The 13,185-nt window shown below is 60.6% G+C and carries 13 protein-coding genes; 3 read left to right on the top strand and 10 right to left on the bottom strand.

Going from position 1 to position 13,185, the window contains the following annotated elements; genetic code table 11:
- Positions 1-9 precede the first annotated feature (9 nt).
- From HBO11_RS11860 to HBO11_RS11820, 9 genes are all read right to left on the bottom strand, one after another.
- Positions 10-762, bottom strand: a complete 753-nt coding sequence (locus HBO11_RS11860) for a hypothetical protein (protein WP_169954580.1) — start codon at positions 760-762, stop codon at positions 10-12.
- Between the two features lie 33 nt (positions 763-795).
- On the bottom strand, positions 796-1,329 hold the full coding sequence (locus tag HBO11_RS11855; RefSeq protein ID WP_169954579.1) for a phage tail protein: 534 nt from the start codon (positions 1,327-1,329) through the stop codon (positions 796-798).
- Positions 1,326-1,964 carry a phage tail protein I gene (locus HBO11_RS11850; RefSeq protein WP_169954578.1) on the bottom strand — a complete coding sequence of 213 codons (639 nt, stop codon included), beginning with the start codon at positions 1,962-1,964 and terminating at the stop codon, positions 1,326-1,328. The genes HBO11_RS11855 and HBO11_RS11850 overlap by 4 nt, the downstream gene beginning before the upstream one ends.
- Complete coding sequence (locus HBO11_RS11845) at positions 1,961-2,956, bottom strand: baseplate J/gp47 family protein (RefSeq protein ID WP_169954577.1); 996 nt, start codon at positions 2,954-2,956, stop codon at positions 1,961-1,963. Before HBO11_RS11845 ends, HBO11_RS11850 begins: the two co-directional genes overlap by 4 nt.
- On the bottom strand, positions 2,953-3,285 hold the full coding sequence (locus tag HBO11_RS11840) for a hypothetical protein (RefSeq protein ID WP_057439347.1): 333 nt from the start codon (positions 3,283-3,285) through the stop codon (positions 2,953-2,955). Before HBO11_RS11840 ends, HBO11_RS11845 begins: the two co-directional genes overlap by 4 nt.
- A gap of 9 nt (positions 3,286-3,294) precedes the next feature.
- A complete protein-coding gene (locus HBO11_RS11835; RefSeq protein WP_169954576.1) occupies positions 3,295-3,906 on the bottom strand; it encodes a phage baseplate assembly protein V in 612 nt (203 codons plus the stop codon).
- A gap of 3 nt (positions 3,907-3,909) precedes the next feature.
- Positions 3,910-4,422, bottom strand: coding sequence for a hypothetical protein (locus HBO11_RS11830; protein ID WP_169954575.1), 513 nt, complete (start codon positions 4,420-4,422; stop codon positions 3,910-3,912).
- A 21-nt stretch (positions 4,423-4,443) separates the two neighbouring features.
- Positions 4,444-4,776, bottom strand: a complete 333-nt coding sequence (locus HBO11_RS11825) for a phage holin family protein (protein ID WP_032858418.1) — start codon at positions 4,774-4,776, stop codon at positions 4,444-4,446.
- Positions 4,777-5,375: 599 nt separating this feature from the next.
- Positions 5,376-6,104: an XRE family transcriptional regulator gene (locus HBO11_RS11820; protein WP_169954574.1), complete on the bottom strand. Its 729-nt coding sequence runs from the start codon at positions 6,102-6,104 to the stop codon at positions 5,376-5,378.
- 198 nt (positions 6,105-6,302) lie between these two features.
- Between HBO11_RS11820 and mutS the strand changes: the two genes are divergently transcribed.
- Both mutS and fdxA read left to right on the top strand, forming a co-directional pair.
- Entirely contained in the window at positions 6,303-8,894 is a 2,592-nt protein-coding gene (mutS, locus tag HBO11_RS11815; RefSeq protein ID WP_170041840.1) for a DNA mismatch repair protein MutS, read from the top strand.
- 142 nt (positions 8,895-9,036) lie between these two features.
- Positions 9,037-9,360, top strand: coding sequence for a ferredoxin FdxA (gene fdxA / locus HBO11_RS11810; protein ID WP_003208688.1), 324 nt, complete (start codon positions 9,037-9,039; stop codon positions 9,358-9,360).
- Between the two features lie 497 nt (positions 9,361-9,857).
- Here fdxA and apbC read toward each other — a convergent pair whose 3' ends face one another.
- The gene (apbC, locus tag HBO11_RS11805; RefSeq protein ID WP_169954435.1) at positions 9,858-10,952 is read right to left on the bottom strand and encodes an iron-sulfur cluster carrier protein ApbC; all 1,095 of its coding nucleotides are present in this window, start codon (positions 10,950-10,952) and stop codon (positions 9,858-9,860) included.
- Positions 10,953-11,123: 171 nt separating this feature from the next.
- Here apbC and metG point away from each other — a divergent pair, with 171 nt between their 5' ends.
- Entirely contained in the window at positions 11,124-13,175 is a 2,052-nt protein-coding gene (metG, locus tag HBO11_RS11800) for a methionine--tRNA ligase (protein ID WP_169954436.1), read from the top strand.
- The last annotated feature ends 10 nt before the right edge of the window (positions 13,176-13,185 follow it).

The raw sequence follows: 13,185 nt of genomic DNA, 5'->3' as shown, positions 1-13,185 counted from the left end.
AAGGTCTCCTTAACCCAAAGCCAGCATGCAAGACCAGTCGGCCGGATTAGTCACGACACCGGTACAGGCGCCAGCAAGCATGACCTCGACTGTCCCACCGACAGAAACACGTTCCGGGTGCATGATCATGTACTGACCAAACACGCCGGCCGGCTGGATTGCCAAAGAACACCAACGCCATTTGCCCGACTCAGCACCCGTCGCCCAAGTGCCCCTGATCTCGCCCTCAACCACCCGGACAAAGGCGCCCATCGTCAGCATCGAGTTCAAAAGCAGGGTCCCGCCACCACTTGGCCGTGCGGCGTCGATGGAATGTGGAAACGCAAGCCACGGGCTTCCGAGGTTGTCCGACCATTTCATCTGCCAGACATGGATAGGGTTTCGCCAAAAGTCGGCAGCGTGGATTTCGAAGTCCGGGAACTGCTCGCGTACATCGGCTTGCACTTCTCGCATAAAGTCGACATCGGCCTGGGGGCGACCCGCACTCTGTGACGTAGCGACGATCGAACGCAGTTTGGTAGTAGTGACCTGCTGATGAACATCCCAGCCATCAACCAAGTTGCCATTGGCGTCCGGGACCATGGTGAAGTTTTTCGTAATCGCCAGCCTGGGCAAACGTTGATTCAGGCTGGCGAGCTGTTCGCGGTAGGTTTGTTGTGCAACTTCAAGGGCGCGGTCAATCTCGCCAATCTTGCCAGTCACAACACCCGTCAGATTATTTGCCGCGCTGACAACCGCGGCCAATTGCTGTTCAGTACTCAATGTTCAAACTCCTTGTAGTGCATTGATCTTGTGTTAAGCCTTCGCTTCAAGCGCCATCAATCGGAATAAAACTCCGACTCCTCGCGCCATGTTGTCGATGCTCGCCGCCGAGAGTGACGCCAACTCATCCACCATTAGGATGTTGAGGTTTTCCGAGCCCACGATCACGGTGACGCTATCCGCCGGCAACGGCGAAATATCCAACGTGAACTTCTGCAGCACCCGCGCCGCCGCCGCCTTATACGTCAGCAACTGCCCCGCCACCGAATACACGGCCAACAACGTCCCGCTGGCGAGATAAAACCCGAACTCGCCAATCTCATATTCGCCATCGCCATCAAACAGCGCGGCCATGCGCAGTTGGCGCTGGCCCAGGTCTTCGTAGTCCACAATGGCTACGCGCTGGCGCTCATTGCGCAGGGCGGTTTCGTTGCCGGTGGGGTTGTAGCGGCCGGTGCCGGCGGCGATGTGGGTGATTTCGCCTTTCAAGCCTTGGTTCTTTGCCTGCAGCACTTCATCCAAACCCTTGGAGGTGAAGCGCACCAGGCGCGTGATGTCATCGGTCATGGCTGCGCCCTGAGGTCGTAGTCGTTAATGGTGTAGTGCTGGGCGATGCCCGCACTGTTTAGCCTTGAACTCAATGCGAGTTCCGGCAGCGCGCCCCACAACGACAACTCGCCGTCGCTCAGTGCACGGTGGGCGGCGCCGGTCATCGGCAGCCCACCGAACACTTCGTGCACCAGGGTGATGGTGGCCAGGTCGCGCTCGCTCTTGGCCGCGTTGATGCGGCGGATCAAACGGTTGTGGTCGCCACTGGACCAACTGCGGCCGATGATCGCCTGCACGTCAAAGGTGTAGGGCTGGGCCTGCGGGCGCTGCTGGTACCAGGCCAGAATATTGGGGGTGAATCCCAGGGATTCGACCGCGTGGCTCAACGCCTTGGGTGTGCCGGCCTGGCGCTGGATTTGCCAGGACAGGGCGACCGTGAGGCGTTTTTCGGTTTCGCTGGCAGATGCATTCCATTCGCTGACGCCACGGTCCGCCGCCAGGTAAGGCAGGAACGGCGCGGGCGTTTGCAGCGGGTTCATCAACGCCGGGAATGGCGGGGCGACCCGTTCGAGCAGTCGGCCAAAGCCCAGGTCCAGCGCCTTCTCCAGCGGTGAGCTGTTGGCGGGCAACAGGCTGGGAGATTGTTCAGTCATAAGCTGCGCACCTCCACCTCGACACCCATGCAATACGGGGCCTGGAATGCCGTGGTGATAATCGGCGCCAGCGGTTCGAGAATCTCCAACTGCGCCGCCCCGGCGGTGTGGATGGTGTAGTCGATCCAGCTCGGGTCCACGCGCCCTTCCAGGCAGTGGCAGGATTCGGCATAGGTTTGCAGTAGCTGCTGGGCCGCCACTTGCGTCAGCCCCGAGTCGGGGCCGGCGTTGATCTTGGCCACCACGCGGATCTTGTACGGCACGATCTGCGCGCCCTGCACCGCCACCCAATCGGTTTCCGGACGTACATCGGGCCGGGCGAAATGACGCCGCACCCCTTCAAGCAAATCTGCCGACGGCGTGCCATTGCCGGTACGAGACAGCACGGTGACCATCACTTGCCCAGGTGCGGTGCGCCGGGCGTTGCCGTCCTTGACCTGGGCGGCATAGCCATCCGGGTCGAAGGTATAGCTGACGGTGACCACCCCCGCCGCAGTACCGTGGACTTTCACCACCGGCCGTTCGCCGAGGGTAAAGACCTCGCGCCGATACTGCATGCGCGAACCAGCGGCCGGCGCGTGGGGTGCCAGGTAGTAGCGCAGCCGGGCATCGTCATCGCTTTCGAGGGTCGGCGGCACCGGCGGGAACGCCGCCGGGTCGCCGGGGTCGAGCACCTGGCGCTCCAGGCCCATATCGGCCAGGCGCGCATCCAGGTTGCTGCCGTTGGCCCACCACGCCAGCATCTGCTGGATGCGCGCGTTGTACTTGCGCTCATGGGTTTGCAGGCGCACACAAAACGCCTCCAGGGCCAGGGTCAGCAACTCGCTTTCGTTGTCCAGGCTGACCTTGAGCTTGGCCGCGCTTTGCGGAGCGCGGGCGGCGACATAGTCGACGACAAACGCCTTGAACTGCGCCAGCAACGGCTCGAATTCGTCGACGGCGATCAAGTCGGGCGGCGCCAATTGGTTCTGCCCGGGGATCAACATGCTCATGTCACCACCTCGAAGGATTGCTTGCGGTTTTTCCAGGTCCCGGCAAACCGCAGCAACAGGCCAGCGCCCTGGCGATTGGCGACGATGACTTGCGGATCAAAATCGGCGATGCCGTTCTGTGGGTTGTAAAAAGCCTGGGCGGCGTGGCTTTGGGCGAGGATCAACAGGTCATCGCCCAGGTTCTGCCCCAACAATTGCGGGATCAGCGAACCGTACAGCGGGCGTTTCTGCCGTGTGCCCAAAGGTGTGGTCAGGGCCCGGGTGGCGCGCTGGACAAATTGCGGCCAGTCGTCCACCACGGCCCCGGTGTTTCTCTCTATTCCGATCATGGCAAATCCTTATGCCGTGCTGATAACTCGGCCCTGGTGGTCCACCACCGGGCCACTCAAGTGCACGCCGGACGCATCCAGCAGCAGGCCAACTGCACCGACCTGCACGCTGATGGTTGCGGCGGTCATGACCAAACGGGCGGCGCCCAGACTCATTTCCACCTGCTCGCGGGAGCCACTGAATGCCGTGGGGCCGTTGCTCCAATCCAGTACATGACCGGCGGCGTCGTAGGCGCTTTGCGTGCCGTCCGGGTAACGCCGGCTCGTCAGGCTGGCCACACTGGACAGCGGCGGGAAGCGATCGCTGTTGAGGCCAAACAACGCCACCGACTGCCCGCCGCCCTCGCCGCCACCGTAGTTGAGCAGCAGGCATTGCTCACCCACGGTGGGAATCCGCGTTTCCGTCTGCGCCCCGGCGCTGGGGTTGAAAAAGCGAATCGCCGGGGTCAGCAATTCGCCATGCCTGACCTTGCAGGTATTGCTGGCCGCGTCGACCTCCTGGCACACGCCGATCCGGCAAAAACTCTCGGCGCGCCGATAGAGGTCCTCAAGCTGGGTTTCCATCTGCGCCAGGCGCTCGACGATGGGCGCCAGTTGCAGGCGTAACAGTGCATCGAACATGGGCTACTCCTGCAATGGCCGGTATTGATCGGGGTCGTCGATATTCGACACCTCCCAGGTGCAGGCAAACAGCGGCTTGCCGATAGGGTCATCAAGCAGCGGCGGGCCGAGATAGAGGGTTTGGTTGAAGGACACGGTCCAACTGTCGTAGTGAGTGTCGGCCCCCACCAGGGTCAACGGCAGCGCAACGATATTGACGGGCACATCGCACTGGGCCGCCGGCAACTGCCAACGATTATCCAGCACCAGGTCCATCAGCCGGCTCGCCAGGTCACAGGCATCAAAGGGCTGCGCGCCCTGGGCGGACATGACCTTGAGCGAGATCGACAGCACATGAGCCTTGCGCCCCTCCAGGGAACGGACGCCCGGGCCATTACGCTCGATGGTGATTGCCACGCAGGGTTCATCCGCCGCCAGGATGCCCGGCGGGCTGCCCACCCGTAGCTCGGGAAACGCCGCACGCAGGGCCTGGCCGATGGCTATCGGCAGTTGTGAAGGTTTTTCAATGAGGGTCATGGTGTGGCTTCCTTGCAACGATCACTTTGAGTCCGGGGGCTGGTTGACCCCGATGCGCTTGGCGGCCCAGCGCTCATAAAGGCCGATAGCGACATCGGCGCCGGCCATGGCGGTCAAGCAACCCAGAGCACCGGCCGTCCAGATCGACATGCCGGCGGCGTACAACAGCATCAACGCCGATACCCCGCACACCATGCACGCCCCGGAACGCAGGGCCAGGCGGCGCACCAGTGACCAACCGCGGGCGCCCTCCTTGTCGGCGCGCCACATCTCCCCGGATACACCGCCAATCAGGGCCAGAATAATCACCAGCCAGATAGGCATTTCTGCCAACGCTTGCTGCTCGTTTGTCATGTCACGCCTCCTGGAATGCGTAAAACCGGCAGATGGCCGGTGCTTTGTTAAATAGATGGATGGGGGTGTCGGTAGGCATTCCAAAAAGCCCGGTGGCCCGGGCTTTTCAGTAATGCGGTCCTTGGATCTTTCGGCGCTACTGGCGCGGTACGGATCTTTCCTCGATGTTTTTCCGACCACGATCCCTGTCTGCCGGATAACTGCTTGTGGTGCTTTACGCTGCACACCCGGGTCAGTTGCCAACCCTCTGAACCGTCAAGGCCGGTTCATCGCTGCCTGTTGTAAAACCGTGAAACTAAAGAGCGTCGGCATCCTTGCCGGTGTTGCCTGGCGTCCTTGCCATCACTCGGTGGCGTCCATGCCAGTGTTGCGTGCCTTCCTTGTCTTCCTTGGCAGCATCCTTGCCGCCTCCACCAGGCCTTGTTGGCTGGCTTGAGATGGAGAATATGCATGTATGCATATACAGTCAATGCATAAATGCATTTATATCGCCACCAAAAATGCGTTAACGCATAAAACCCTTATGTAGCGGGCACTTGCGGTTTTGCACAGACGAAAAAAAGCCCGCTCGTGGGCGGGCTGTTTCTTACGGAGCGAGGTTAACGGGCGTACATGCCCCACCAGAAAACGTGACCGAGGATGCTGATCTGCTCCTCCTGGATATCCTGGAAGCTGTAGTCCTCATCCGGATGCTCGTCACGATTGAAACTGCGCAAGCGAATCCCCGACGGCAGGCGATAGAGTTGTTTGACCCGCAATTGACCGTTGTGATTGATGGCATACAAGTCACCATCCACGATATCGCCGATCCCGCTCTTGCCGGCATTCACCCCCACCGTCGCCCCGTCGCGCAACACCGGCAGCATGCTGTTGCCACGCACCGTCACACACTTGGCCTGGTCGAACTGCACACCGTTATGCCGCAGGCTGCGCTTACCAAAACGCAGGCTGGCCTTCTCGCTTTCCTCGATGACGAATCTTCCTGATCCAGCAGCCAATTCAACCTCGCGCAAAAAGGGGATCGACACCTCGTCATCATTAACGGGCGTGTCGTCGTCCCACAGGCTTATATCCTTGAGCTCCGAATGCATCGGATCGCGTTCATCCTGCCACGCCGGCCCCGCGCGCCCGCGCAACTGGTCGGTGCTCACCCGGAAGTAATCGGCAATACGCGAGATGTGCTTGTCCGACGGATCAACGATCTTGCCGCTGAGAATCCGGGACAGAGTGGATTGAGGCACGCCGGTACGCCGGTGAAGCTCCGTGGGGGAGATCCCGTCGCGAGCGAGCAGCTCTCTTAAGACGATAGAAACGTTGCGTTTTTGCATAAATGGGATAGTGACGGGAGTTTTTGGGGTTGGCAAATGCTAATTTGCATATTTTGTGCATGGTGCATGCGGTTGTACCTGGCCGTTTGTGAACTGCGAAGCACTAACCTCACATGTTAACCTTGCCGCCATCGCAAAAAATGCTGGGCCAAGCGCCCCCTTTGCCCCATCACTTTCAACGAATTTGCCTACTACCCAATGAGTAAAAATACGTCCGATCTGTCCTCCCACACCCCAATGATGCAGCAGTACTGGCGCCTGAAAAACCAGCACCCTGATCAGTTGATGTTCTATCGCATGGGCGACTTCTACGAGATCTTCTATGAGGACGCGAAGAAGGCCGCCAAGTTGCTGGATATCACCCTGACCGCGCGCGGGCAGTCGGCTGGGCAGGCGATTCCGATGTGCGGGATTCCCTATCATTCGTTGGAAGGTTACCTGGCCAAGCTGGTCAAGCTGGGTGAGTCGGTGGTGATCTGTGAGCAGATCGGCGACCCGGCGACCAGCAAGGGGCCGGTGGAGCGTCAGGTGGTGCGGATCATTACGCCGGGGACGGTGAGTGATGAGGCGCTGCTGGATGAGCGGCGCGACAACCTGATCGCTGCGGTGCTGGGGGATGAGCGGCTGTTCGGCCTGGCGGTGCTGGATATCACCAGTGGCAATTTCACCGTCCTGGAGATCAAGGGCTGGGAGAACCTGCTGGCGGAGCTGGAGCGCATCAATCCGGTGGAGTTGATGATCCCGGATGATTGGCCCAAGGATCTGCCGGCGGAAAAACGCCGTGGGGCCAAGCGTCGCGCGCCGTGGGATTTTGAGCGCGATTCGGCGCTGAAAAGCCTGTGCCAGCAATTCTCCGTACAGGATCTGAAAGGTTTTGGTTGCGAGACCCTGACCCTGGCCATCGGCGCTGCCGGTTGCCTGCTCAATTACGCCAAGGAAACCCAGCGCACCGCCCTGCCGCATTTACGCAGCCTGCGCCATGAGCGCCTGGACGACACGGTAGTGCTCGATGGTGCCAGCCGGCGCAACCTGGAACTGGACACCAACCTGGCCGGTGGGCGCGACAATACCCTGCAGTCGGTCGTCGACCGTTGCCAGACCGCCATGGGCAGCCGTTTGCTGACCCGTTGGCTGAACCGCCCGCTGCGCGATTTGACCGTGCTGCAGGCGCGCCAGTCTTCTATTACCTGCCTGCTGGACGGCTACCGCTTTGAAAAGCTGCAACCGCAGCTCAAGGAAATTGGCGATATCGAGCGGATTCTCGCGCGGATCGGCCTGCGTAATGCCCGCCCGCGTGACCTGGCGCGCCTGCGTGACGCGCTGGGTGTGCTGCCCGAGCTGCAACAGGCGATGACCGAGCTGGAAGCGCCGCACCTGCAACAACTTGCTGTCACGGCCGGCACTTACCCGGAACTGGCTGCGCTGCTGGAAAAAGCCATTATCGACAACCCGCCCGCGATCATCCGCGACGGCGGCGTGCTGAAGACCGGTTACGACAGTGAGCTGGATGAGCTGCAGGCCTTGAGCGAAAACGCCGGGCAGTTCCTGATCGACCTGGAAGCCCGCGAAAAAGCCCGCACCGGCCTGGCCAACCTGAAGGTCGGCTACAACCGCGTGCACGGCTACTTTATTGAGTTGCCGAGCAAGCAGGCCGAGCAGGCCCCGATTGATTACCAACGTCGCCAAACCCTTAAAGGTGCCGAGCGCTTTATCACCCCTGAGCTCAAAGAGTTCGAAGACAAGGCGCTGTCGGCCAAGAGCCGCGCCCTGGCCCGGGAAAAAATGCTCTATGAGGCCTTGCTCGAAGACCTGATCGGCCAGCTCGCGCCGTTGCAGGACACCGCTGCGGCCCTGGCCGAGCTGGATGTATTGAGCAACCTTGCCGAGCGCGCGCTGAACCTTGACCTGAACTGCCCGCGTTTTGTCAGCGAGCCGTGCATGCGCATTGTCCAGGGCCGCCATCCGGTGGTGGAGCAAGTGCTGACCACCCCGTTCGTGGCCAACGACCTGTCGCTGGACGACGATACGCGCATGCTGGTGATCACCGGTCCGAACATGGGCGGTAAATCCACCTACATGCGCCAGACCGCATTGATCGTGCTGCTGGCGCATATCGGCAGCTTCGTGCCGGCGGCCAGTTGCGAGTTGTCTCTGGTGGACCGCATCTTCACCCGTATCGGTTCCAGTGATGACCTGGCCGGTGGCCGTTCGACCTTTATGGTGGAAATGAGCGAAACCGCCAATATCCTGCACAACGCCAGCGACCGCAGCCTGGTGCTGATGGATGAAGTGGGGCGCGGCACCAGCACTTTCGACGGCCTGTCGCTGGCCTGGGCGGCCGCCGAGCGCCTGGCACACTTGCGGGCCTATACGCTGTTCGCCACCCACTACTTCGAATTGACCGTGCTGCCGGAAAGCGAGCCATTGGTGGCCAACGTGCATCTCAATGCCACCGAGCACAACGAACGCATCGTGTTCCTGCACCACGTGCTGCCAGGGCCGGCCAGCCAGAGTTACGGCCTGGCCGTGGCCCAGTTGGCCGGTGTGCCGAACGATGTGATCCTGCGCGCCCGCGAGCACCTCAGCCGCCTGGAAACCACCGCCCTGCCCCACGAAACCGTGGTGGCCAGCCCAGCCAAGGCCGCCAGTAAACCGGGTGTGCCGATGCAGAGTGATATGTTCGCCAGCCTGCCTCACCCCGTGCTGGATGAGTTGGCAAAGCTTGACCTGGACGACTTGACTCCACGAAAAGCGTTGGAATTGCTCTATGCACTGAAGACACGGGTCTAACGCAGACGCTTGCAAGCTGATAGAATCTCGCGCGGTTTGGGATGCTGCGGGCTTTTAGCCTGGCCTGCAGACTATCGCTCCCAAACCTCGCGAGCCCTGCCACAAGGGGTTTCGCTGCCGCCGCCTGAGGAGAAAATTAGAAATGACCTTCGTCGTCACCGACAACTGCATCAAGTGCAAGTACACCGACTGCGTAGAAGTGTGTCCGGTGGACTGCTTTTACGAAGGGCCGAACTTCCTGGTAATCCACCCGGATGAGTGCATTGACTGCGCCCTGTGTGAGCCAGAATGCCCGGCCGTTGCGATTTTCTCCGAGGATGAAGTCCCGGCAGAGATGCAGGAATTTATTCAGTTGAACGTCGAGCTGGCGGAAATCTGGCCCAACATCACTGAGCGCAAAGACCCGATGCCGGATGCGGCAGAGTGGGATGGCAAAAAAGGCAAGATCGCAGACCTCGAGCGCTGATCGCGTCGATGTCCTCTAAAAGGCCCCTTGCGGGCCTTTTCGCATTTCTACGGGGTGGATTTCACTTTTCTACGGGCAAAAAAAAGGGGCGGTTTGACCCGCCCACATTTTTTCCCTAGTCCCTGTGTTCCTTTTCATCGTCCTGATGAATCGCATCCTGCGAACTTCCCTGAGTCATCGTTCCTTGATGACTGTGTCAATCCGTGGACACAGGGCTGATATTAGAGACTTCCCGAACAAGTTCAACGGGATCCATTCGCAAGCACAACCTGCCACGGCCCTCAAACAGAAATAAATAAACCTTACTTTTCAAATAGTTATAAATATGCACAGGTAATTCGAGACGTCTCGGCGCGGTTAAAAAACCAAACACTTACCCAAAAGTAAGCGAATGCTTACAACGCCCATTAGGAAAATGCACACCCGACCTCCCAAAAGGTTTACGCCAGGCAAGAAAAAGCCCCGACAGGGTCGAGGCTTTTCTGCCTTCAGGCCGATCAGTCGTCGCTGACAGTGATGGTCGGCATTGCCTGGGTGCTGGCTTCCTGCAAGACAATCCGCGCCCCGACGTGACGGGCCAGTTCCTGGTAGATCATGGCGATCTGTCCATCGGGTTCGGCAACTACCGTCGGCCTGCCGCCATCGGCCTGCTCGCGAATGCCCATCGACAGCGGCAACGACGCCAGCAATTCAACATCATATTGGGTGGCAAGCTTTTCGCCGCCGCCTTCACCGAACAAATGCTCGGCGTGACCGCAGTTGGAGCAGATGTGCACCGCCATGTTTTCCACGACGCCCAGCACCGGGATGTTGACCTTGCGGAACATTTCCACGCCTTTGCGCGCATCCAGTAACGCCAGGTCCTGGGGCGTGGTGACGATCACCGAGCCTGCCACCGGTACTTTCTGCGCCAGGGTCAGCTGGATATCGCCAGTGCCTGGTGGCATATCGATCACCAGGTAGTCCAGGTTGCCCCAGTCGGTCTGCATCACCAACTGCATCAAGGCCCCGGATACCATGGGCCCGCGCCACACCATCGGGGTGTTGTCATCGGTGAGGAAGGCCATCGACATCACTTCCACGCCATGGGCCTGGATCGGCACGAACCACTTCTGGTCCTTGATCTTGGGCCGCGAACCTTCGGCAATGCCAAACATCACACCTTGGCTGGGGCCATAGATATCGGCGTCGAGGATGCCCACCCGCGCGCCCTCACGGGCCAGGGCCAGGGCCAGGTTGGCCGCCGTGGTCGACTTGCCCACGCCGCCCTTGCCGGATGCCACGGCCACCACGTTCTTGACGTTGGCCAGGCCCGGGATCTGCGCCTGGGCCTTGTGCGCAGCGATCACGCATTGGATGTCGACCTTGGCCGAGCGCACGCCATCCAGGCCTTCAATGGCCATTTGCAGCATCTGTGCCCAACCACTCTTGAACAGACCTGCGGCGTAGCCCAGTTCAAGCTGGACCGAAACCTGGTCGCCCTGCACATCAATGGCCCGGACACAGCCGGCGCTGACCGGGTCCTGGTTCAGATAGGGGTCGGTGTACTGGCGAAGAACGGCTTCCACCGCTGCGCGATTGACGGCGCTCATGGGCTACTCCCGGAAAAGACAGACTAAAACAGGCGGCTATCCTAACCGTTCCGAGGCGTGAGGGGCATGCTTTCGCGACATTGGAAAACCCTGAAACAGCCTCACGGGGTGAAATAAATTTCCCGGCGCTTTATAGTGGCCGACCTCCGTTTCATCAAGTAGCCGAGCCCCATGTCCGAGCCACGCAAGATCCTCGTCACCAGCGCCCTGCCCTATGCCAATGGTTCCATCCATCTTGGCCATATGCTTGAGTACATCCAGACCGATATGTGGGTGCGCTTCCAGAAGCATCGCGGCAATCAATGCATTTATGTCTGCGCGGACGACGCCCACGGTTCGGCCATCATGTTGCGCGCCGAAAAGGAAGGCATCACCCCGGAACAACTGATCGCCAACGTCCAGGCTGAACACAGCGCCGACTTTGCCGAGTTCCTGGTGGATTTCGACAACTTCCACTCGACCCACGCCGAAGAAAACCGCGAGCTGTCGAGCCAGATCTACCTCAAGCTGCGTGACGCCGGGCACATTGCCACCCGCTCGATCACCCAGTATTTCGACCCGGAAAAGAAAATGTTCCTGGCCGACCGCTTCATCAAGGGCACCTGCCCCAAGTGCGGCACCGAAGACCAGTACGGCGACAACTGCGAAAAATGCGGCGCCACCTACGCGCCAACCGACCTTAAGGATCCGAAGTCGGCGATTTCGGGCGCCACCCCGGTGCTCAAGGATTCCCAGCACTTTTTCTTCAAGCTCCCGGATTTCCAGGAAATGCTGCAAGCCTGGACCCGCAGCGGCACCCTGCAGGACGCCGTAGCCAACAAGATCGCCGAATGGCTGGATGCTGGCCTGCAACAGTGGGACATCTCCCGCGATGCGCCGTATTTCGGCTTCGAGATCCCCGATGAGCCGGGCAAGTACTTCTATGTGTGGCTGGACGCGCCGATCGGCTACATGGCCAGCTTCAAGAACCTCTGCGACCGCACGCCAGAGTTGGATTTCGACGCGTTCTGGGGCAAGGACTCCACCGCCGAGCTGTACCACTTCATCGGCAAGGACATTGTCAATTTCCACGCCCTGTTCTGGCCGGCGATGCTCGAAGGTTCGGGCTACCGCAAGCCGACCGGCATCGCCGTACACGGTTACCTGACGGTCAATGGCCAGAAAATGTCCAAGTCCCGTGGCACCTTTATCAAGGCGCGCACCTACCTGGACCACCTGTCGCCGGAGTACCTGCGCTACTACTACGCGTCCAAGCTGGGCCGCGGCGTCGACGACCTGGACCTGAACCTGGAAGACTTCGTGCAGAAGGTCAACTCGGACCTGGTGGGCAAGGTGGTCAACATCGCCAGCCGTTGCGCCGGGTTTATCCACAAGGGCAATGCTGGCGTGATGGTGCCGGTCAACGCCGCACCGGAGCTGACCGATGCCTTCCTGGCAGCCGCGCCAAGCATTGCCGACGCCTATGAAGCCCGCGACTTTGCCCGCGCCATGCGCGAGATCATGGGCCTGGCCGACCGCGCCAACGCCTGGATCGCCGACAAAGCGCCGTGGTCGCTGAACAAGCAGGAAGGCAAGCAGGATGAAGTCCAGGCCATCTGCGCCACCGGCATCAACCTGTTCCGCCAGTTGGTGATCTTCCTCAAGCCGGTGCTGCCGTTGCTGGCCGCTGACGCCGAGGCCTTCCTCAACGTTGCGCCGTTGACCTGGAATGACCACGCCAGCCTGCTCAACAACCATCAGCTCAACGAGTTCAAGCCGCTGATGACCCGTATCGACCCGGTCAAGGTGCAGGCCATGACGGACGCGTCCAAGGAAGACCTGACCGCTAGCCAGACCGACACCGGCGAAGCCGCCCCGGCCGGCAATGGCGAGCTGGCCAAGGATCCGTTGTCACCGGAAATCGACTTCGACGCCTTTGCCGCCGTGGACCTGCGGGTTGCACTGATCATCAAGGCCGAAGCCGTGGAAGGTGCCGACAAGCTGCTGCGCCTGACCCTGGATATCGGCGACGAGCAACGCAACGTGTTCTCCGGGATCAAGAGTGCCTACCCGGACCCGTCCAAGCTCGATGGTCGACTGACCATGATGATCGCCAACCTCAAGCCACGAAAAATGAAGTTCGGCATCTCCGAGGGCATGGTGATGGCAGCCGGCCCTGGCGGTGAAGAAATCTACCTGCTCAGCCCCGACAGCGGCGCCAAGCCTGGCCAGCGCATCAAGTAACCCGAAGCGC

The organism is Pseudomonas sp. WS 5010 (assembly GCF_012985565.1).
In the GTDB taxonomy this organism is placed as follows: Bacteria; Pseudomonadota; Gammaproteobacteria; order Pseudomonadales; family Pseudomonadaceae; genus Aquipseudomonas.
This window is presented reverse-complemented; position numbering and strand designations above follow the sequence as displayed.